A 19,693-nucleotide genomic window follows, 5' to 3' on the forward strand; every position below is an offset into this window, starting at 1 on the left:
CTAAAGGTATTCTACAGTCGCTTTCAGTTCTCCGCTGTAAGAACCTCTTTCGGGACTATCTTGTGAGTTTAGACCCTGGAAACGAATATTACCAGCATTAGTCTCTATATCATTAATAGCTGTGATATTGAGATTTATCTGATTACCATTCGAATTAAAGAGTTGTAGCTTATCTGATACTTTTACCAACGTATTATCACTGCCCTGTAAACGCATTGCCCCAAGATCGGAGTTTCCGTTTTCTGATAAGTTAACTTTATCCGGCTGACTCATTACAATACTTGCTCCCTCTACTACTTCAACACTCACTTTCATTGACGCCTGTGCTGATTGTTGTGCTACAGCTGAACTGGCAAGTAGCCCGCTTATAAGTATTGTTGATATGAATATTTGTTTTAACATAATTGTCTCCAAGTATTTACTCTCTGGGAGTAATATATTAGAATTTATTAATATTAAAAATTTCTAATGTTAATTAGATGTTCTTAATTTTTAAATATAGCCATAGCAGTATCAGCAGGCGTTTTTACAAAGATTAGAATTATATCAGTAGATTTATTTTAAGGAGAGAAGATATAATCCGAGGAGAAATGAGAGATTCTGACAGTCAAGAAATCAAAAAAGTATGAAAAAGTATCTCTTACTTATTCAGTCATAATAGCTTGATGAGGTTTGTATCTGTCAAAAAATTCAGAGCAATAAAAAAAGCCCTGAACCTTACGATTCAGGGCTTCAATAAATGAAAAATAGAAGATTTTGAATTACCATCCCATCCGACCGCTGAATTTGCGATCGGATGGATTAACAACTCTCTAAAGCATGTCCATCAGATGGTTTCTACAAAATAGTTCTAATATTGGCACTCAGATTACAGCACCATCCCCAAAGGATTCTCAAGCATACGTTTCAGCGTATCTAAGAATTTAGCTGCTGATACGCCATCCACAATACGATGATCGCTGGACAGGGTAACTTTCATCCGCTTGCCGGGAACCACTTCCCCATCTTCTACAACGGGTTCTTCACGAATAGCTCCCACCGCAAGAATACAGGCGTTGGGCGGATTGATGATAGCCGTAAACTCTTCGATACCGAACATGCCAAGGTTGCTAACCGTGAACGTACTGCCTTCCATCTGTTCGGGCTGCAAGTCGCGATTCTGAGCTTTTTCAATCAGCTCTTTACTTTCGACCGCAATCTGTTGTAATCCTTTCTGGTCAGTATTATCAATAACCGGAGTAACAAGTCCCTCGTCAATACCCACAGCCACGGCAACATTAACATCGCCATGTTCAATAATTTTATCTCCCTGCCATGAGCTATTGATATCAGGATGCTGACGCAGTGCTGTTGCACATGCTTTCACCACAATATCGTTAAAGCTGATTTTAGTATCACTAATTTCATTGAGTTGCTTTCGGGCATCCCAGACCGCGCTCATATCAATATCAATGGTCTCATAATAATGCGGGCTACTGAACTTACTTTCAGACAATCGTCGAGCAATGGTCTTTCGCATCTGAGATACGCGGTGCTCTTTGTCCTCCCTTGATACCGTAGCTGCCGGTGCTGCAGCAGGCGCTTTCGAAGGTTCGTAACTTTCTATGTCTCGTTTAATGATTCTTCCGTTTGGACCACTTCCTTCTACATTTGCAAGATTGATGCCCTGTTCTTCAGCCATATTTCGCGCCAAAGGAGAAGCTTTAATTCGTCCGTCATCAGGTTGACCGTTTCCTTTCTCATCCAGATCACCGAATACGGGATCGAAACTTTCCTCTTCTTCATCAGCCTCTTTAGCAACTTCTTGCTTTTCTTCATCAGAAGATTCCTTGGAACCGCTCTCAGATTCAGCTTCTTCCAAAATATCACTGATATCTTCACCTTCCTCACCAATCACGGCAATCAAACCGCCGAGTGGCACAGCATCTCCTTCATCAACAAGAATTTTTAGGATCGTCCCGGCATCAAAGACCTCAACTTCCATCGTTGCCTTATCAGTTTCCACCTCGGCAATAACATCGCCGGATTCCACTGTATCTCCTTCTTCAACATTCCACGAAGCGATAACGCCTTCTTCCATCGTATCGCTTAGCTTGGGCATTTCAACCTTAACTGCCATAATAGTTAAATTTAAATCGTTTACTAATTGTAATTTTATTCAACAAATTTGAAACTCAGTGTTTACTTGCGATAAGTAACAGTATTAACTGCATCTATCACCTGGTCCGGACTTGGCAACCACTCATCAAAAAGATTTTTGGCAAAGGGCGCATTTGTATCCGGCAACGTAACGCGCTGTACAGGGGCATCCAGATAGTCAAACGCCTCGCGCTGTATCAGGTATCCAACCTCGGCCGCGAATCCGCCAAACGGATGCGCTTCATCAACAATTACGCAGCGATTGGTTTTGCGGATGGATTTCACAATTGTTTCCATATCCAGCGGCTTAACAGTACGGGGATCAACAATTTCCACATCAACATCTTCCTTGGCCAGCTTTTCGGCTGCCTGGGTAGCAACGTGGTACATTTTTCCATGCGCTACCACCGTTACGTCACTTCCTTCGCGTTTTACTTTGGCCTTTCCAATGGGGATGGTAAAATCATCCTCTTCGGGCACTTCGCCTTTCAAACCGTACATCTGCTCAGATTCCATAAAAAGTACCGGGTTATCATCGCGAATGGCCGATTTCAAAAGACCTTTGGCATCGGCCGGCTCTGAGGTATAAATCACTTTAAGTCCGGGAAAATGCGCATACATGGAATCATACGAAACCGAGTGCGTGGCACTCAACTGTCCCGCTGAAGCATTGGGTCCCCGAAATACAATCGGAATCTCCACTTGTCCGCCGGTCATATATCGCGCTTTGGAAGCGTGATTAATAATCTGATCAGCGGCCAGCACGGCAAAATTAAAGGTCATAAACTCCACAATGGGTCGCAGGCCATTCATGGCCGCTCCTATTCCGATACCGGCAAAACCGAGCTCGGAAATAGGCGTATCGATCATCCGCTTTGACCCGTATTTATCGAGCAGACCTTTGGTGACCTTATAGGCTCCATCGTATTCGGCGACTTCTTCGCCCATTACAAAAATATTTTCATCCTGAGACATCTCTTCATCTATTGCTGCCCGGATTGCTTCTCTGAATTGTAACTCAGCCATTTTATCTAGATTCTCAGTTAAGTTAGCTTTTCGTAGTACTTATTTATTATCAAATTCTGTAATCGCTCCACATTTTAGAAGCCAGAAGTTTGAAGTTAGATAAACCCTTAAAACCAGCATTTAAATCCAATCTCAAACTTCCAACATCCAGCTTCTAGGTATGGAATGGATAATCATCTTCGGCAAACATGTGATCGTAAAGATCTTCTTTTTCGGGGAAATCACTTTCCTCAGCAAAATCGATCGCATCCATCACCGTGTCTTCCACACTATCTTGAATTTCATCAACCTTATCTTCATCAATGATACCTTCATCAAACAGGTAGTTTTTAATTCGCGCAATCGGATCGAGCTTTTCATATTCTTCGAGCTCTTCATCCGTACGATACTGCATGGGATCCGACATTGAGTGTCCGCGATAGCGATACGTTCGAATCTCTACAAACCACGGCTCAGAGTTTTTTCGGACGTCCTCGGCAATTTCTTTCATCTTTTCGTAAACCGTGAGCACATCCATGCCGTTGATCACCATTTTCTTCATCTTAAAACCATCGGCACGATCCACAATTTCACCAACCGAATGTCGGTGTACGGCCGTACCCATTGCATAGCCGTTATTTTCTACGGCATAGATACAAGGCAAACCCCAGTTTTGGCTCATATTCAACGTTTCGTGCAGGGCGCCCTGTGGAACAGCTCCATCGCCCAGGAAACAAGCCGTAACACGGTCATTTTGCTTGTATTTGTTGGCAAAAGCAATTCCGCCGCCGAGGGGAATATGTCCGCCTACAATTCCGTATCCACCCCAGAAGTGTTCATCCACATTGGCAAAGTGCATCGATCCGCCCTTGCCTTTTGAACAGCCGGTCACTTTTCCATAGAGCTCAGCCATACCTTCTTTGGGGGATACCCCTCGAACTAAGCCCCATCCGTGATCGCGATAGGCCGTAATAATATCATCGTCATCATTCAGGGCGTAAGTCGTTCCGGTAGAAATAGCCTCCTGTCCCATATATAGGTGGAGGAATCCACCGAACTTCCCTTTTTGATACATCTGCATTGCGCGTTCTTCAAACCGGCGCTGCAAATACATCTGTTCAAACATATCTACAACATCATCGTCCGATAAGTCGAGATCACTATGTTTCTTATCGGTGGGATCGGGCAATTCCGTACTGCGAACAATCTCTCCGTCGGTACGGATACCGGTTCCTTTTGGAGTAAACGAAACTTCTTCAGCGTTTTTTTCTTTTTTAGCCATAATATCTTTAACAGCAGATTAGCTGTTACAACGTTTCAATTGAAAATTTCACTCAAATCAGACTCAGAAAATATACCTAAAATTATGGAAGATTACAGGTAATCCGTTAATCTAAATGTTTGTTGATAATTGACGGAAGCTGATCAAATAATTCTTTCAGCTTTTCCGGTTTTCGTCCGCCGGCTGTTGCCAGGTTCGGCTGGCCTCCGCCTCCACCGCCGAGCATCTGTCCAAGCTCACCCACTAATGCACCGGCCTTTAACTCTTTTTGTTTAATGAGGTCTTCGGTTACAGCCGCCATCACATAGACTTTGCCTTCTTCAGAATCTTTGGCCCCAAGCACCGTAACCGTTCCTTCCTGCTGTTTATCGAGCGACTCATACCCCAGCTGTTTCAGCAGATCCATATCGGCATGCGGCACTTCACCGGAAACCAACTTGATACCGCTGTTGAGTTCCCGCGCATTCTGGATAAGTCCATCTAACTTGGAAGCACTCTGTTGTTTGCGCAAATCTTCAACCTCTTTTTCCAGCTCTTTTCGTTCTTCAATAAGCTGATGTATATCGCGCACCAAGTCTTGGCTCTGACCTATCTCTGAGCGAATTTGCTGTACCAACTCGTTTTCTTGCCGCAAATACTCGTCCACACTCTTTCCTACTTTTGCTTCAATTCGTCGAATTCCAGCCGCTGCAGAAGATTCACCGGTAAAACGGAAATAGCCAATTTCGCCGGTAGCATCTACGTGCGTACCACCGCAAAGCTCCATCGAATAATCCGGATCAAAAGAAATTATGCGGACCTTATCACCGTATTTTTCGCCAAACAGCATCGTAGCCCCGCGCTCTTTCGCTTTATCAATAGGTACATTGCGCTCTTCCTGTTTAGAAATATTCTGCTGTATACGATTGTTGACAATTTCCTCAATCTGATTCAACTCACTATTCGTAATTTGATCATAATGTGAGAAATCGAATCGCAGATGTTGTTCATCAACCAGTGATCCCTTTTGTGCGATATGATCGCCCAGCACCTGTTTTAGTGCGGCATGTACCAAGTGTGTAGCGGAGTGGTGCTTTCTGACTTCCTTGCGTCGGTCGCCATTGACCATTGCCTCCCACTCTCCTTCGGGATCTTCGGGCAATTTATCAACAATGTGAATGTAGCCGTCCGGCGATTGCTGTACATCCAGCACCCGCAAGTGTTCATCACCATTGCTGATGATTCCCGTATCGGCTACCTGACCACCGCTTTCTGCATAAAAAGGTGTTTTGTCCAAAATAAGAGCATTTTGGTCGTCACCTTTACGCATAGCTTTAATATTACTCCAGGTTGAAAGCGAATCGTATCCCACAAACTCAAAATCTTCGGTATCGGTAACAGTAAACCATTCTTCTTGGGATGATTGATCCACGTTGAAGTTCCCCGCCGCACGAGCGCGTTCTTTCTGTTCTTTCATACGTTTATTAAATCCTTCCACATCAACATCCATGTCCCGTTCGCGCGCCATCAGCTGCGTCAAGTCGATGGGGAATCCGTATGTATCATGCAGTTTAAAAGCATCTTCGCCGGATATTTTGTTCTTACCCTCGGCCATCTCATTAAATAGTTCAATGCCCTGCCCCAGCGTATTTAAAAAGCTTTTCTCTTCGGATTGAATAACATTCTGCACGTAATCCTGCTGGTTGACAAGAACGGGAAATACATCTTTGAACTGTTCGGCCAGCGTGGGCACCAGCTTGTAGAAAAACGGCTTTTTCAAATCCAGCTTGTCCCAGCCGTAGCGAATAGCGCGCCGCAAAATTCTACGAATCACATAACCGCGCCCGTCATTACCCGGCGATGCCCCATCAGCAATAGAAAAACTTACCGCACGAATGTGATCGGCAATAACCCGCATGGCAATATCGATCTCATCGTCATCACCATAGGTAACATCCGCAAGTTCACCAATTTTATTAAGCAAGGGCGCAAAAAGATCGGTGTCGTAATTCGACTTTTTATCCTGTAGGATTGCACAAATACGTTCAAAGCCCATACCCGTATCTACATGCTGGGCAGGCAGCTTTTTAAGTGAGCCGTCGGGCTGACGATTAAACTGAATAAATACCAGGTTCCAAATCTCCATCACCCGCGGGTCATCCATATTCACGAGCTCGGCTCCATCTTTTTCTTTACGCTCCTCGTCAGGACGAATATCCACATGTACCTCGGAGCACGGGCCACATGGTCCGGTTTCGCCCATCTCCCAGAAGTTGTCCTTTTTATCAAATTTCAGAATGTGATCGGGATTGATAGTGGTTTCCTCTTCCCAAAGTTCAATCGATTCTTGATCTACCGGAAGTCCATCGTCCTCATCCCCTTCAAAAACCGTTGCATACAATCGGTCCGGATCAAGTCCCCATTCATCAACAAGCAGCTCCCATCCCCAGCGGATGGCTTCACGCTTAAAATAATCTCCGAACGACCAGTTACCGAGCATTTCAAAAAGCGTGTGGTGATAGGTATCGTGTCCGACTTCTTCAAGGTCATTATGCTTGCCGCTCACACGAATACAGCGCTGACTGTCAACCGCTCGCTGCCAGGTTTCACCATTTTTTTCGTAACCGGATTGTTCATCCAGAAAAGATCGGTTTAAACTGATTCATCCCTGCATTTGTAAATAGCAAAGTAGGATCATTCTGGGGTACAACCGGTGCGCTGGGTACAATCAAATGATCTTTTTCTTTAAAAAAGTCCAGGAATTCCTGGCGTATTTGTGCAGAACTCTTGTGGGACATCAGTTTTGTTTATCTTAGTTTCAGATTATTCAGACCGTTGAAAATAGCAAAAATTAGTGTTGAACTCATCTTAAAAACGGTTGAAATAATAGTTCTTTTGCACACTATTAATTGCGATTATAGATTATGTTCATACATTATTCTAGAAGAGGCCTCGCAAAACCTATTCTTTCGTGTCATTCTGAACTCGTTTCAGAATCTAAATCTTCTATATTAGTTTTAAATATAGATCCTGAAACCTGTACTCCGAAGTTTTAACGTAGGAGTATAAATTCCCCGCATAGGCGGGACACTGCAGGATGACATTTTAAGTTTTGCAAAGTCCTCTAATAAACAAAATATTTGTCGATATGCGTCCCATTATCAATAGTTTTCTACGTGGATTATTACTCGTCTTTCCAATCGGAGCTACCATATATGTAATTTATTCGGCTATTAGGTGGTCAAATAATTTTTTTAATGATCTGCTTTTTGAGTGGCTCAATATCGATATTCCCGGGTTGGGTATTATCACTGTTTTCTTTGGGATTTCGGCCATTGGATACATCTTTTCGCGAGCTATCACCAAACCTATTGTTACATATTTTGAACAATTCCTAAAAAAGGTTCCCTTCATCAAAATTATTTATACTTCGCTGAAAGAGCTTACCGAAGCCTTTGTCGGGGATAAAAAACGATTCAACAAACCGGTTCTTATTGATTTAGGTGGTATGGAAGCCAAACGAATTGGTTTTGTTACTCAGAAAGATCTCAACCAGTTTGGTATCGAGGATATGGTTGCCGTTTATTGTCCCCACTCTTACAACTTTTCGGGAAACTTATTCTTGGTGCCCACCCAAAACGTCACTCCCATTGAATTCAATTCTACTGACGTAATGAAGTACATCGTTTCTGGAGGGGTAACAAATATTACGAACTAGTTTCGCATCAATTAAGAATAGTAGAATAATGATAGAAACGAATTACAAGCTGTATCTCACTTAATACACTTCTACAAATGTTCGTGCAGAAGGCTTAACGTATCTTTTAAGATCCCTTTCGTCCCATTCTTCGGGTGTTTTCCCGGATGCGGGCTCTCGAACATCCAGATACTGGGTAAATCCTTTTTTAGCCAATGCACGATAAATACCACTCTCCATCCCTTTAAGTCCACAAATATACATTAGCGTGTTCTCCTGCTCCATGAGGGGATCAAGTAATTCGGACTCATCCCATAAACAGGTTTGTACATATTTTTTAGTGCCGTCGGGACGTCGATCTTCACGGGAAACATGAGGCAGGTAATGAAAATTATCGTGCTTCTCATCCAAGGGCTCAAAATAATCTGCATAAAGTAAATCTGTGCGATACGCGCAGCCAAATATCAGTACGATTTCATTTTCAAAACCGTTATCAAGCAGCTCTTTAATCATGCCCCGATAGGGTGCAATACCAGTGCCTGTAGCAAAAAAGACGTAATTAAAGTCGGTGGCATTTTCGGGCAGTAAAAAACGGCGTCCGCTGGGACCGGTCATTTTTACTTTATCCCCGGGCTGCAGGTCTGCCAGGTAATTGGAGCATACGCCCAAATACAGCTCATTATTATCAAATTCTTCTATCGTTCGCTTAACCGTTGTAGATATCAGATGTGATTTGCCATCTTCTCCTTTTGTAGGCGAAGAAACAGAATAAAGCCTCAATTTATAATCGCGACCCTTTTCATTTTTTCCGGGCGGTAAAATGCCTATTGACTGTCCAACACGAACGTGTCCTTCCAAATCGGTTCCCGAAATATCAAAAGTCACATGACGTACAAAATTGGGGCTACTTTCTTTCGTGCAAATCCTATTTTCGACGATTGGCACTTCGACAGGATCTTTGGGCGTATAGATATTTAATTCTACTTCTGGGAGTTTGATCTCCGGCATAATTGTAATTTAAAAAACGTTATTTAGATCAGATTTAAACGGCTATGAACTTGTGAATGTTCAGCCAAAATTACAAGCGGATTTTGTACTTATATAATCTCTAAATACGAAAAGCCAGCCAGCTAAAAACGTTTTTAATATTGTTAGATTTGATTAGAAATGAGACATCGATCCAGTGTAGGGATGTAACCGCAATTATCAGCCTTTCAGTACTTGTTATATTACTATACGGACTTAGAAAAGATACTGATAATTAATTTTCAGAGCTACATTTTTCATTCAGTGGTAATTCGACCGCAATATGTCCTATTCTCCTCATGATGCCACACTGAAAGATTTGCTTAAATCAGATTGGGAAATAGGTTTAGAAAGAAAATCGATATAATCGGTATTATTCATTTTCTTCTGATGAGCCAAGTCAGAATTTCCGGAAATATAAATTACTGGAATCGACATTTTTTCCTGAATCCTTCTCATAGCTTCAATCCCATCCATCTCTCCTTTTAGACGGATATCCATTAAAATTAGATCGGGACTGTGTTCTAATGCCTTATTTATAGCATCTTCTCCGGATGAAACTTTGTCGATAACCTGATGACCCATACTGGTAACCATTCGCTCAATCAACATGGCAATAATCATCTCATCCTCAACAATTAACACTTTTTTTGTCTCCATAGAAGCCGTTGTTATACAAATATTTTTAAATACTGTGCCTTTTTGTTTATAAGAGTATTGAGTTGCAGAGTTGTTACAAATCAGACCTCTATTATTGGTATTAGTTCCATTAATATTTCTTAATAATTTATTCCAAAAAAGGATTGGGGGTACCCCCTTGCGGTATGTGTATTAACAACAGAAGTTGAACACAATTATAAAAAAACTACAAAGAGGTAATGTTATGAATCTACTTAACAGGCTATCCCTAATTATTTTAATACCTGCATTATTATTTGCCGTAAGCTGCAGTGTTTCTGATTCCAATTCAGGCGGTGAAAAACAGGTAGCAGTAAAAATGAAGCTAAATCAAATGTCAACAGCCACTGCTAAACAAATCTCATCATCACCCACCATACAATCGGTAGACTCCCTGACGGAAGTTAAACTCTTAGTCGAAGAACTGGAGTTGGAAAGTACGATGGATGAAGATTCTCTTGATTTCGAAGTCGATGACTTTGTTGTGAACCTTCCGCTCGATGGCAGCGAAATCGAACTTTCGTCAGCTAATGTGCCTGCGGGAGTGTATGATGAGTTTAAAATGGAAATCGAACACGACGATGACACCAATGTAAACGATCCCGATTTCATTAACGAATCCGGCGATGACGATGGATATACTATTGTTATTAAGGGCGTTTACAACGGTGAAGACTTCATGTATCGCTCCCAGGAAGATTTTGAAATCGAGATGGAATTCAATCCTCCTTTCGAAATTAATGACAGCTCCTCTCCTTCTATTGCAATTAACATAGATCCCAGTGGTTGGTTTAAAGATTCATCCGGCAATGATCTGGATCCCACAGATCCTGCTAACCAAGAGCAAATTGATGAGAACATTGAAAACTCATTTGATGTGGAGGAGGAAGAAGACGATGATGATGACGATGATAGCGACGATGACGACAGTGATGATGACGATAATTAGTCAATGATGTCATCTAACATAATGCAGTTCTAATTATTATGAGGGCAAGCCTTCCACAGGTTTGCCCTTTTTTTATGAGTTTCTCATCAAAAAAAATTTTTGCCAAAATAAACCTATAGAGTTCGTACTTTTAAAAATTCACTCTTGGTTTTACTTTTAGCTCATGATTGATCCCGCAAGTGTACCCCTTGTATTATTTGCCTTAGCCACTGCACCTGCTAAAAAAGCAGATGAGGCAGCAATAGCTCAAAAAATTAAAGAAGGCAATCATGATGCATTCAAGAATTTTTATGACCTTCACTACGACTCTCTATTTCGCTTTTTAGTAAGCAAAAATACGTCCCCGGAAAATGCCAAAGATCTCATCCAAAAAGCATTTATTTATATCTGGGAGCATCGGGAACAGATTGACCCACAAAAATCTTTGAGGGCATATATTTTCCAAATTGCTTACACGCGCATGCTTAATCATCATCGTGATAACAAAAAATTTAATGTCGAAGAGGCTGTTCCGGAGCAACAAACCTCTCACACTCCCGAGGATTCTGCACAAGCCAGCGATCTAAAACGATTAATCGATCAAGCTATTGAAGACATGCCCGAAAAGCGGGGCACTGTATTTCAGCTATGTTTTATTGATGATTTTACTTATAAAGAAGCAGCCGAGGCATTAGAGGTAAGCCCCAAAACGATTGAAAACCATATGGGGTTAGCACTTAAGGATATGCGCGAGTATCTTAAAAATTTTCAAAATTATTAGGGGTAACCCCCAACCTGATGTGTACTATATATGAAAGCCTGATATACTCCTAATTCTATATACCATTTAATAATGAATCTCTATCGAAGATTAAAAATATCAACCGCGGTTCTGCTCCTTATTACAGCCGCAGGCTGTACACTCGATGATGTGAGCAGCAGCAATGATGAAACTATTACGGAGCAGGATCTACAAGCGGCCAGTCAAATTTTAGGGGAATCCCTTTCCAGCGACAACAGCGGCATTTTATTAAGCTTAAATGATGCACTAACAAACTTCTCGAGTACCAACTTCACTACTTCTCAAAATAAAACCGGCACTCCAACTACGCAGGATGATCGCAGCGGTCGAGGTGGAGAAACAAATTACAATTATTCCTATGACCAGCAAACGGGTACTCATACCATCTCCTTCAGCAGACAAGTTGATCGCCCTCTTTTTAGCAAAACTGTTATAGATACGCTTAATTATATTTTTAAGGATAATAATGGTGCGTTTATTGAGTCACCTGATACTGAGGCAGATCGCATTGAATTCATAAACTATAATGCCAATCGCGAAGGAGAAATATTAACACCTCGCAAGAGTTCCTTTTTTGTACGTACTGATACCTTTCTAATCGACGGTGTTTCTGATGCAACGCCCGTGCTCTCTATTGATGGTGTTCACAATAGTAATGGAAATATCGAAGTTGACAACCAGGTCGAGAACCAAGCCTTTGAACGCAGCTACGAGCTGGAAATCAATTTTTTAAGCATTGAAATAGAGAAACCCTCCAGTGGTCCCATTGATCTTAGCCGAGGGGTAACAGGTACCTTAAGCTGGGAAATGACCATCCGAAAAAGCGCCAATGGCAGCTCCGATTCCAAAACGCTTCGCGGCACTATTGAAATGAGTGGAGACGGTACTGCACTTCTTCGATTTCAAGACTTATTTAAAAGGTTCCAGGTTAATCTTAGGAACGGAGATGTTAAAGATCAGGACGAAGAATTTGAAGGCCGTGTCCAGTCGGTAAACATAAGTGAAGAATTCATAACACTCGTGAATGGTCGAAGCATCTATCTTACTAAAAACACTGAAATTGATGATGACGATTATACATCTTTAGAAGAAGTACAACAGGCTGTTAACGATGGCGTTTTTGTCTGGGCCGAGGGTGAAGGATATGTCAATAATAACCGATTTTATGCTGAAGAAATTGAGTTTGAGCGGGAAGATGAAGAAGGTGATGCTGAAGGTGAAATAGAATTCAAAGAATGGGTTTCTTCGGTAGATCTTGAAAATAAAACGTTTACACTTGCTCAGGATGTAGTAGTACAAATAACCGAAAATACTACCATTGAAAATGAAGGCGACTACATCACGCTACAAGAGGTAGCTGATGCGCTTGAAAATGGTGCAATAGTTGAAGCTGACGGTAGTGCGTTGGAAGAAACGGAAAACCCGGATATTGATCTCACAGCAGTAAACGTTGAGTTTGATCGTGAAGAACAAGATGATGACGATAATGATGAAAACGATTAGACTAAGTGTATAAATGGCTGACCAATTACCACATAACGATCCAGACTTACAACTTGCCCGAAAAGTTGGTAATCATCAGTTGGATGAAAAGCCGCTATCGGATATTGATGATCCACTCATTAATCAACTGCTGACTTATAAGAGGCAAAAAACAAGTGAGAATCCCATCGATCCCGATGATAAACAACAGGTTTGGGATGACATTGCTTCTGCAACACAGCCACAGTCACAAAGTGCCAAGGTTACATCTATTTTTAGTTCAAAATCGATTCAATGGGCTGCTGCAGCTGTACTCATTATTGGGGCAATATTCAGTTTCGTTTACCTTAATTACCTTAATCAACCGCAAATAGTGGCCCAGTCACAAACAACCATTAAAACAGTAACACTCAGCGACGGAAGTTCGGTAACTTTGCGTCCGCACTCTACGCTGTTTGAGGTTGAAGAATCTGCTACGTCACAACAGTACCGACTCGAAGGTGAAGCGATATTTGATGTCACCTCCGAGCCGGACCGTACTTTCCAAGTCACAACTGCATTGGGAAAAGTTACGGTTTTAGGTACTCGTTTTTCGGTAAGTTCGTGGGGTAAGCAAATGCAGGTTTTTTTGGATGAAGGATCTGTGGAAGTCATATCTACTCAATCACAAAACCCTGTTCAACTTTCCCCCGGTCAATCTGCCTCTATAGACAGTAGCAAAAATATAACCGTTTCCGAGAAAGCAAATCACAAAGAGTATTTTGATTGGATTAATGGGGAACTTGTTTTCGAAAATAAAGCGTTGAAAGATATTACTGCTGAAATTGAGCAACAGTTCAACATCACCATCACATTACCGGAAACGATTGCTGAAGATTCTCTTTCCGGTCAATTACCGCTGGATAATCTTGAATTGGCTCTACAGGATCTTGAACTTGTATTAAATGGCGAATTCTCAAAAACCGGCGAACAAAGTTATACTTTTGAAGCAAATTAACGCATGACCATTTATAAGTTTTTATTCAAGAGTTTCGTTATTTCGGGATTATTAATCATTGGAGTTACGCAACACGTCTGTGCACAGTACCAGTATAACAATAAGCCCGTACTTCAAATCATCAATAATTTAGAACAGGAAACAGCTTTCGGATTTCTCTATCGGGATGCCCTTCTCTCTGATATCAAACTCAGCTTTACTGCCTCAGAAACAAATCTTTTTTCAGTATTTCGTACAGCTTTAGCCCCACATCAACTATCCCTCGATGTTGACAGCACCCGAAAACAGGCAATCATTTATCAGAAAAACACAGACGGAGCAACAGACCGAACCATTACCATACGCGGTCAGGTTGTAGATGCCCAAACCGGTGAACGCCTCCCTTTTGCAACGATCCGCTGGAAAAAGCAGGGTACCACCAAAGGAACCGGCGCTAATGAAAGCGGGGCCTTTTCATTCAGCAGAACATTTAACCGCCAAACTATTGATATAACCGGCTCTTATGTGGGATACAGCTCTAAGACTATTCGCTTAAACTTGTCGCAGAAAAATGCGATCAGAGAACTCACGTTCCGGCTTCAGCCCACGCGTATTGACGGAAATGAACTTATTATTACAGGCACCAATTCTTATAATGATATCGATCAAAACGTAACAGGTCTGGTAAATATGGGCACCTTTAGCCCGATGGGAGAAACCAATGCCCTTCGTGCCTTGCAAAACCTCCCCTCTGTATCACTGGCCCCGGCCTTAAGTGACGGTTTAAATATTCGCGGCAGTACCACTGATGGCTTTCAAGTATTGATTGATGACATTACCATATATAATCAAAGCCATCTTTTTGGCCTTGTTGACAGCTTTAATGCAGATATTTTAAAACGAAGTGGTTTTTTCTATGATATAGCACCCGCACAATTTCAGGCGCCTCCCGGGGGCACCCTCTCACTACTGACAAAAACGGGTTCACTGGATCAACTGTCCGGATCTGCAGGCCTCAGTAATACATCGGCTCGGATTTCGCTTGAGGGTCCCATCCAAAAAGGTAAAAGCAGCTGGCTCATTTCAGGACGCACCTCGTACATGAACACCGTTGACTGGTTCAACAATACGGATCTAGTTGAATGGGGACTTAATATTGATCGCAACAAAGACGTATTGGATAATGATCTCATTGATTTTAAATCCCAATTGGTTTCTCCTAAACAAGCGGATGCTTCATTTTTTGATCTTCACGCGAAAACGTACTTCGAAACGCAAAGCGGAAACCAACTTATTATCAGTGGATATTGGGGCGGCGACGATACCCGGCAGCAAGCCAACCGCCTTTATCGCTCTTTTTCGACAAATAATCCTGAGAACCTGGAAGAACGCCCTGTAACAACCGCTAATGATTGGCAAAATGCAGCGGCAAGCATCAAATATCAGCAGTGGTTTGGCGATAACATCTATTCAAATACTACTTTTGGTACCAGTATTTATGAGACTTCATTTTTAAAGGAGGATTTTACCTATATCGACATTACGCAAGCCCAGGGAGCACTGCAGGCCTTTGTTTTTCCATTTGAGAATCAAAGTATCTTAAATGAAATAAAAGCTGAACAACAGCTACAACTAACAAAAGAACATTGGACAGGAACAGGTGGCGTTTCGTATCATTATTACCTGGGAGAATATTTTGAGGATTCTTTTGAACGTCCCGGCTATTTTTCTTCACAGTCATCACATCAAGTTGACACCTACCTTCAACTCGACTACAGCGGCTTTGAGATGCTCGATATTTTTGGCGGTATGCGATTGCATTACTACAGTAACGGTAATTTTGTGCAGTGGTCTCCCCGTGTAAAAATCACTCTTTTCCCTGATTCCGATCTATCACTCTCCGGCGGATACAGCAAAAACCATCAGTTCTTAAATAAAATAACACTCAGTAACACCGTTACATCCGATATATGGATTTTGGCCAGCAACAGGCAGCCTCCCACATCAGTAGATTATTTCTCAACCGGAATCTATTACGATCCATCCGATCAGCTCTATCTGCAGGCAGAGGCCTACCACAAAGAATTTAAAAATATACGTCTTCACGAGATCAACACTTTCTCACTAAGCAATACCTTTAACAATACTCCCTGGTATGTACAAAATAGTGGTCTCGGAAAAGGATTGGAGTTTTTGATGCGAAATCAGTTTCAGCATTTTAAGATCAATCAGACATTAACTATTTCCGAAATTACGTTATCCAATCCGGAAATTAATGACGGCGACCCTTTTTATGCTGACTGGGACCGGACCTACCGTTATACAGCGTCCGCAGAAATAAATCCCATAACGAATTTTTCATTATATCTATCCTGGATGTATGCCAGTGGAACACCCAACAAATTAGCCACATTTGGTCCACAGAACGAGGAGCGTCTTGGAAATTATTATCGCACTGATATTTCTGCCGAATACAGTCAATCGTTTGGTGGAACCGAACTCTCCTTCTCACTAAGCGTTTACAATCTCTTGAACAGGAAAAACCCCTGGTACAGAGATCTGTCTTTCGTAATAGATCAAAGCTCTCCCCAAAACCAATTCCGTAGCGTTCCGGTAGATGTGTATGATATAGGCATCCAGCCATCGTTCAATATCAGCATTCGTTTTTGACACAATTGACTAAATTGAGGTTTGTCCCGATCTGTTTTTTAGCTATAATATGACAAACTAAAGTAAATCAAGTTGGGATGGATGCAGAAACACTTACTATGATCTTCTTTATCGGGGGGATTGTACTCATGATAATCGAAACACTCATCCCGGGAGGCGTATCATTTTTCTTGGGCGTAAGCGGACTTTTTGTTGGCGCACTGCGCTGGTTTGGAATTTTAGAAGATCCTGCCACCTCTATTATTACCTGGCTTTTTACATCGGTAGCACTCATCCTAGCCATGCGTCCCATATTAATGAAGTACTGGGGTGGAGAAAGCAGTTACAAACTTGCCAATGAAGATGTGGAAGCCATGGATCAGGTGGTAGATGTCGTTGAGACCGTCAATCCAGATGATAACTCCGGACGCATTCGTTTCCAGGGCATTTCGTGGCAAGCCCGAACATTGGAAGGCGAAATTCAAGCAGGTACCAAAGCAAAAATCCGGTACCGCGATAATGTAACGTGGATCGTTGAGCCGGTAGATGAGTTCGAATAATAATCCGATTAAAATAACACCAATTCCCCACGGATGAATCCGTGGTCTAAGCCTTTAAAAAAATCACTTTAAGCGAACTTAAAAAAATTTCTTAGCCTAATAATTCATCATTAGGCTAAATGACCAAGCAAATACTCTTATCTATAACTAAAAAATCAACCATCATGTGGACGACCTTACTTATTATCATTGCCTTGGGCGTCTTTATCTTTACAAAAGTATTTATCATTGTAGAGATGCGCGAAGAAGTCATTCAGGAACGACTCGGTAAATACATTAAAACACTAAAACCAGGACTGCACTTTTTAATTCCTTTTGTTGATCGCCCTGCTTACCGTCAAGAAATGCGCGAGCAGGTGATCGACGTGCCCAGCCAAACCTGTATTACCAAAGACAATATTGAGGTAGAAGTAGATGGCTTGGTATATGTTAAAGTGATGGACGCCTATAAAGCCAGCTACGGTATCGGCAATTATAAGATGGCGGCTATAAATCTTGCGCAAACGACCATGCGGAGTGAAATTGGCAAAATCACGCTGGATGATACCTTCTCCGAGCGGGAACAGATGAACGAAAATATCGTCCGGGAAATCGACAAGGCTTCCGATCCGTGGGGAATAAAAGTACTACGATACGAAATTCGGAACATACGTCCATCAGATAATCTGATTCACACGCTTGAAAAACAGATGGAAGCCGAACGCGATAAACGCGCCGAAATTACCAAATCTACCGGAACACGCGATTATAAAATCAACGAATCGCAGGGAGAGCGACAAGAGGCTATTCTGCTTTCTGAGGCACAGCGGCAAAAGCGAATTAACGAAGCCAAGGGCAAAGCCAAAGAGATCGAACTTATAGCCAAGGCTACCTCCAAAGGCATTAAACGCGTATCCGAAGCCATTGCCAAACCCGGGGGTGATCTGGCTGTTAAAACAAAACTAATCGAACAATTTATCGGCCAGCTGGGCAATGTGATCGAACAAGCAAATGTATCCGTACTGCCTACCGAAACTGCTAATCTAAAAACATTTTTTGAAGGCGTCAGCAAGGTAAGTGACGGCACACAACCTTCTTCTGCCTATAAAGCCACCAAGGGAGGCCAACAATGATAGAACTCATCAGCCAAATTGTACTCGGACTTTTAAGCATTTATGTACTCTTTAAATTCATTCAGTCGATTCAACTCGTACCTACACAAAAAGCATATATCGTAGAACGACTGGGTAACTATCACCGAACACTCGGACCCGGATTTCACGCTTTGGTACCCTTCTTCGACCAAGTAAAATACAAGCAGGATCTGCGCGAAGAAACCATCGAGGTAGAACCACAGGAATGCTTTACAAAAGATAATGTAAAGGTTGAAGTTGATGGGGTAATTTACCTGGCCGTTATTGATCCGGTCAATGCTAGCTACGGCGTTACTGATTACCGTTTTGCAGCCGTTCAGCTGGCGCAGACGACAACCCGCTCTATTATCGGTACCATGGATTTAGATGACACCTTCGAGGATCGGGCGATTATCAATAAAGAAGTCGTCAATGTGCTCAGCGAAATGGAAAAAGCCTGGGGTATCCGGGTTCTGCGTTATGAGATCAAAAATATCTATACGCCTAAAACCATCCAGAATGCTATGGAGCGTCAGATGACGGCCGAGCGTGAACGTCGGGCGACCATCGCCAAATCGGAAGGGATTATGCAGTCAACGATTAATGATGCGGAGGGAGAAAAAGAGGAAATTATCAATAAATCGGAAGGCGAAATGCAGCGGCAGATCAACGAGGCCGAAGGTGTTGCCCAGGAAATTGAATCCATAGCCGAGGCAACAGCAATATCAATCGAAGAAATTGCCGATGCCCTTTCTAAAAATAAGGGAAAAGAAGCTATGCAGATGCGGCTTGCAGAAAAATATATCAGCCAGCTTTCAAAACTTGCCAGCGACAAAAATGACGTCATCATACCGACTGACATCACCAACTACGACGCAATTATGAAGGGGCTTTCGCTGGATAAAATTTCAATTGTACCGGATGAAGAAACAGGCTAACATTGTTACAGCATGGAAGATGTTTGCACCCCCAGATTTTTAATTCCAACTAAATTTTAAGGGTGTGCATTTTTAAAAGTTCATATATTGTTAGTCAAAAAGCCTGGCCTCTATGAAATCATCTAAAAAAATATCACACTACTCTGAAAACAAATGGGACAGCTGGCTTACAACACTGGCCGAACAGGAATACTTTTTTGTTGATAACTTTATTCCTGATCAACTCTACAAAGAAACACAACAATATTTTCAACAGCTACTTGATGAACGTGAATTTAATAAAGCCGCTATTGGCACCAATCAACAACGACAGATTGAGTCTAATATCCGCGGCGATTTTATCTACTGGCTGGACAAACAAGAGGATACTAAAATAAGCTCACTTTTTATTCTGTTTGATGAAGTATTGGCAAAACTAAGAGAATATCTCTTTTAAAGCG

The 19,693-nt window shown here is 42.0% G+C and carries 18 protein-coding genes; 10 read left to right on the forward strand and 8 right to left on the reverse strand.

Annotated elements, in window-relative coordinates; translation table 11 throughout:
- The 6 genes from U5J89_RS00550 to U5J89_RS00575 all read right to left on the reverse strand — a co-directional run bounded on the left by U5J89_RS00550 (position 1) and on the right by U5J89_RS00575 (position 7,203).
- Positions 1–402, reverse strand: a complete 402-nt coding sequence (locus tag U5J89_RS00550; RefSeq protein ID WP_322573652.1) for a hypothetical protein — start codon at positions 400–402, stop codon at positions 1–3.
- A 466-nt stretch (positions 403–868) separates the two neighbouring features.
- Positions 869–2,119 carry a pyruvate dehydrogenase complex dihydrolipoamide acetyltransferase gene (locus U5J89_RS00555; protein WP_322573653.1) on the reverse strand — a complete coding sequence of 417 codons (1,251 nt, stop codon included), beginning with the start codon at positions 2,117–2,119 and terminating at the stop codon, positions 869–871.
- Between the two features lie 62 nt (positions 2,120–2,181).
- Positions 2,182–3,165 carry a pyruvate dehydrogenase complex E1 component subunit beta gene (locus U5J89_RS00560; RefSeq protein WP_322573654.1) on the reverse strand — a complete coding sequence of 328 codons (984 nt, stop codon included), beginning with the start codon at positions 3,163–3,165 and terminating at the stop codon, positions 2,182–2,184.
- A 154-nt stretch (positions 3,166–3,319) separates the two neighbouring features.
- Complete coding sequence (gene pdhA, locus U5J89_RS00565; protein WP_322573655.1) at positions 3,320–4,426, reverse strand: pyruvate dehydrogenase (acetyl-transferring) E1 component subunit alpha; 1,107 nt, start codon at positions 4,424–4,426, stop codon at positions 3,320–3,322.
- Between the two features lie 106 nt (positions 4,427–4,532).
- A complete protein-coding gene (alaS, locus tag U5J89_RS00570; protein ID WP_322573656.1) occupies positions 4,533–6,971 on the reverse strand; it encodes an alanine--tRNA ligase in 2,439 nt (812 codons plus the stop codon).
- A gap of 67 nt (positions 6,972–7,038) precedes the next feature.
- On the reverse strand, positions 7,039–7,203 hold the full coding sequence (locus U5J89_RS00575; protein WP_322573657.1) for an alanine--tRNA ligase-related protein: 165 nt from the start codon (positions 7,201–7,203) through the stop codon (positions 7,039–7,041).
- 350 nt (positions 7,204–7,553) lie between these two features.
- Between U5J89_RS00575 and U5J89_RS00580 the strand changes: the two genes are divergently transcribed.
- Positions 7,554–8,123: a DUF502 domain-containing protein gene (locus U5J89_RS00580; RefSeq protein WP_322573658.1), complete on the forward strand. Its 570-nt coding sequence runs from the start codon at positions 7,554–7,556 to the stop codon at positions 8,121–8,123.
- Positions 8,124–8,183: 60 nt separating this feature from the next.
- Here U5J89_RS00580 and U5J89_RS00585 read toward each other — a convergent pair whose 3' ends face one another.
- The gene (locus U5J89_RS00585) at positions 8,184–9,110 is read right to left on the reverse strand and encodes an FAD-binding oxidoreductase (RefSeq protein ID WP_322573659.1); all 927 of its coding nucleotides are present in this window, start codon (positions 9,108–9,110) and stop codon (positions 8,184–8,186) included.
- Between the two features lie 315 nt (positions 9,111–9,425).
- Positions 9,426–9,788 carry a response regulator gene (locus U5J89_RS00590; protein ID WP_322573660.1) on the reverse strand — a complete coding sequence of 121 codons (363 nt, stop codon included), beginning with the start codon at positions 9,786–9,788 and terminating at the stop codon, positions 9,426–9,428.
- Positions 9,789–10,011: 223 nt separating this feature from the next.
- On the opposite strand from U5J89_RS00590, the gene U5J89_RS00595 reads away from it, so the two are divergent.
- The 9 genes from U5J89_RS00595 (at position 10,012) to U5J89_RS00635 (ending at position 19,689) form a co-directional block, all read left to right on the forward strand.
- Positions 10,012–10,755 carry a hypothetical protein gene (locus U5J89_RS00595; RefSeq protein WP_322573661.1) on the forward strand — a complete coding sequence of 248 codons (744 nt, stop codon included), beginning with the start codon at positions 10,012–10,014 and terminating at the stop codon, positions 10,753–10,755.
- Positions 10,756–10,918: 163 nt separating this feature from the next.
- Positions 10,919–11,515, forward strand: coding sequence for an RNA polymerase sigma-70 factor (locus U5J89_RS00600; RefSeq protein ID WP_322573662.1), 597 nt, complete (start codon positions 10,919–10,921; stop codon positions 11,513–11,515).
- A gap of 72 nt (positions 11,516–11,587) precedes the next feature.
- A complete protein-coding gene (locus U5J89_RS00605) occupies positions 11,588–13,039 on the forward strand; it encodes a DUF5666 domain-containing protein (RefSeq protein ID WP_322573663.1) in 1,452 nt (483 codons plus the stop codon).
- Between the two features lie 13 nt (positions 13,040–13,052).
- Positions 13,053–14,015 (forward strand): FecR family protein, encoded by a 963-nt coding sequence (locus U5J89_RS00610; RefSeq protein ID WP_322573664.1) that lies wholly within the window; start codon positions 13,053–13,055, stop codon positions 14,013–14,015.
- A gap of 3 nt (positions 14,016–14,018) precedes the next feature.
- Positions 14,019–16,664: a TonB-dependent receptor gene (locus tag U5J89_RS00615; RefSeq protein ID WP_322573665.1), complete on the forward strand. Its 2,646-nt coding sequence runs from the start codon at positions 14,019–14,021 to the stop codon at positions 16,662–16,664.
- Between the two features lie 77 nt (positions 16,665–16,741).
- Positions 16,742–17,203, forward strand: a complete 462-nt coding sequence (locus tag U5J89_RS00620) for an NfeD family protein (protein ID WP_322573666.1) — start codon at positions 16,742–16,744, stop codon at positions 17,201–17,203.
- Positions 17,204–17,367: 164 nt separating this feature from the next.
- A complete protein-coding gene (locus tag U5J89_RS00625) occupies positions 17,368–18,315 on the forward strand; it encodes an SPFH domain-containing protein (RefSeq protein WP_416208490.1) in 948 nt (315 codons plus the stop codon).
- Entirely contained in the window at positions 18,312–19,253 is a 942-nt protein-coding gene (locus U5J89_RS00630; protein ID WP_322573668.1) for a stomatin-like protein, read from the forward strand. The genes U5J89_RS00625 and U5J89_RS00630 overlap by 4 nt, the downstream gene beginning before the upstream one ends.
- Before the next feature lie 112 nt (positions 19,254–19,365).
- On the forward strand, positions 19,366–19,689 hold the full coding sequence (locus tag U5J89_RS00635) for a hypothetical protein (protein WP_322573669.1): 324 nt from the start codon (positions 19,366–19,368) through the stop codon (positions 19,687–19,689).
- Positions 19,690–19,693 lie beyond the last annotated feature (4 nt).

The organism is Fodinibius sp., assembly GCF_034521915.1.
Lineage (GTDB): Bacteria > Bacteroidota > Rhodothermia > Balneolales > Balneolaceae > Fodinibius.

What these genes read in the sequence shown, in the direction of transcription:
- U5J89_RS00550 (WP_322573652.1), bottom strand. Translation starts at nt 402, where the DNA reads ATGTTAAAACAAATATTCATATCAACAATACTTATAAGCGGGCTACTT.
- U5J89_RS00555 (WP_322573653.1), bottom strand. Translation starts at nt 2,119, where the DNA reads ATGGCAGTTAAGGTTGAAATGCCCAAGCTAAGCGATACGATGGAAGAA.
- U5J89_RS00560 (WP_322573654.1), bottom strand. Translation starts at nt 3,165, where the DNA reads ATGGCTGAGTTACAATTCAGAGAAGCAATCCGGGCAGCAATAGATGAA.
- pdhA (WP_322573655.1), bottom strand. Translation starts at nt 4,426, where the DNA reads ATGGCTAAAAAAGAAAAAAACGCTGAAGAAGTTTCGTTTACTCCAAAA.
- U5J89_RS00575 (WP_322573657.1), bottom strand. Translation starts at nt 7,203, where the DNA reads ATGTCCCACAAGAGTTCTGCACAAATACGCCAGGAATTCCTGGACTTT.
- U5J89_RS00580 (WP_322573658.1), top strand. Translation starts at nt 7,554, where the DNA reads ATGCGTCCCATTATCAATAGTTTTCTACGTGGATTATTACTCGTCTTT.
- U5J89_RS00585 (WP_322573659.1), bottom strand. Translation starts at nt 9,110, where the DNA reads ATGCCGGAGATCAAACTCCCAGAAGTAGAATTAAATATCTATACGCCC.
- U5J89_RS00590 (WP_322573660.1), bottom strand. Translation starts at nt 9,788, where the DNA reads ATGGAGACAAAAAAAGTGTTAATTGTTGAGGATGAGATGATTATTGCC.
- U5J89_RS00595 (WP_322573661.1), top strand. Translation starts at nt 10,012, where the DNA reads ATGAATCTACTTAACAGGCTATCCCTAATTATTTTAATACCTGCATTA.
- U5J89_RS00600 (WP_322573662.1), top strand. Translation starts at nt 10,919, where the DNA reads ATGATTGATCCCGCAAGTGTACCCCTTGTATTATTTGCCTTAGCCACT.
- U5J89_RS00605 (WP_322573663.1), top strand. Translation starts at nt 11,588, where the DNA reads ATGAATCTCTATCGAAGATTAAAAATATCAACCGCGGTTCTGCTCCTT.
- U5J89_RS00610 (WP_322573664.1), top strand. Translation starts at nt 13,053, where the DNA reads ATGGCTGACCAATTACCACATAACGATCCAGACTTACAACTTGCCCGA.
- U5J89_RS00615 (WP_322573665.1), top strand. Translation starts at nt 14,019, where the DNA reads ATGACCATTTATAAGTTTTTATTCAAGAGTTTCGTTATTTCGGGATTA.
- U5J89_RS00620 (WP_322573666.1), top strand. Translation starts at nt 16,742, where the DNA reads ATGGATGCAGAAACACTTACTATGATCTTCTTTATCGGGGGGATTGTA.
- U5J89_RS00625 (WP_416208490.1), top strand. Translation starts at nt 17,368, where the DNA reads ATGTGGACGACCTTACTTATTATCATTGCCTTGGGCGTCTTTATCTTT.
- U5J89_RS00630 (WP_322573668.1), top strand. Translation starts at nt 18,312, where the DNA reads ATGATAGAACTCATCAGCCAAATTGTACTCGGACTTTTAAGCATTTAT.
- U5J89_RS00635 (WP_322573669.1), top strand. Translation starts at nt 19,366, where the DNA reads ATGAAATCATCTAAAAAAATATCACACTACTCTGAAAACAAATGGGAC.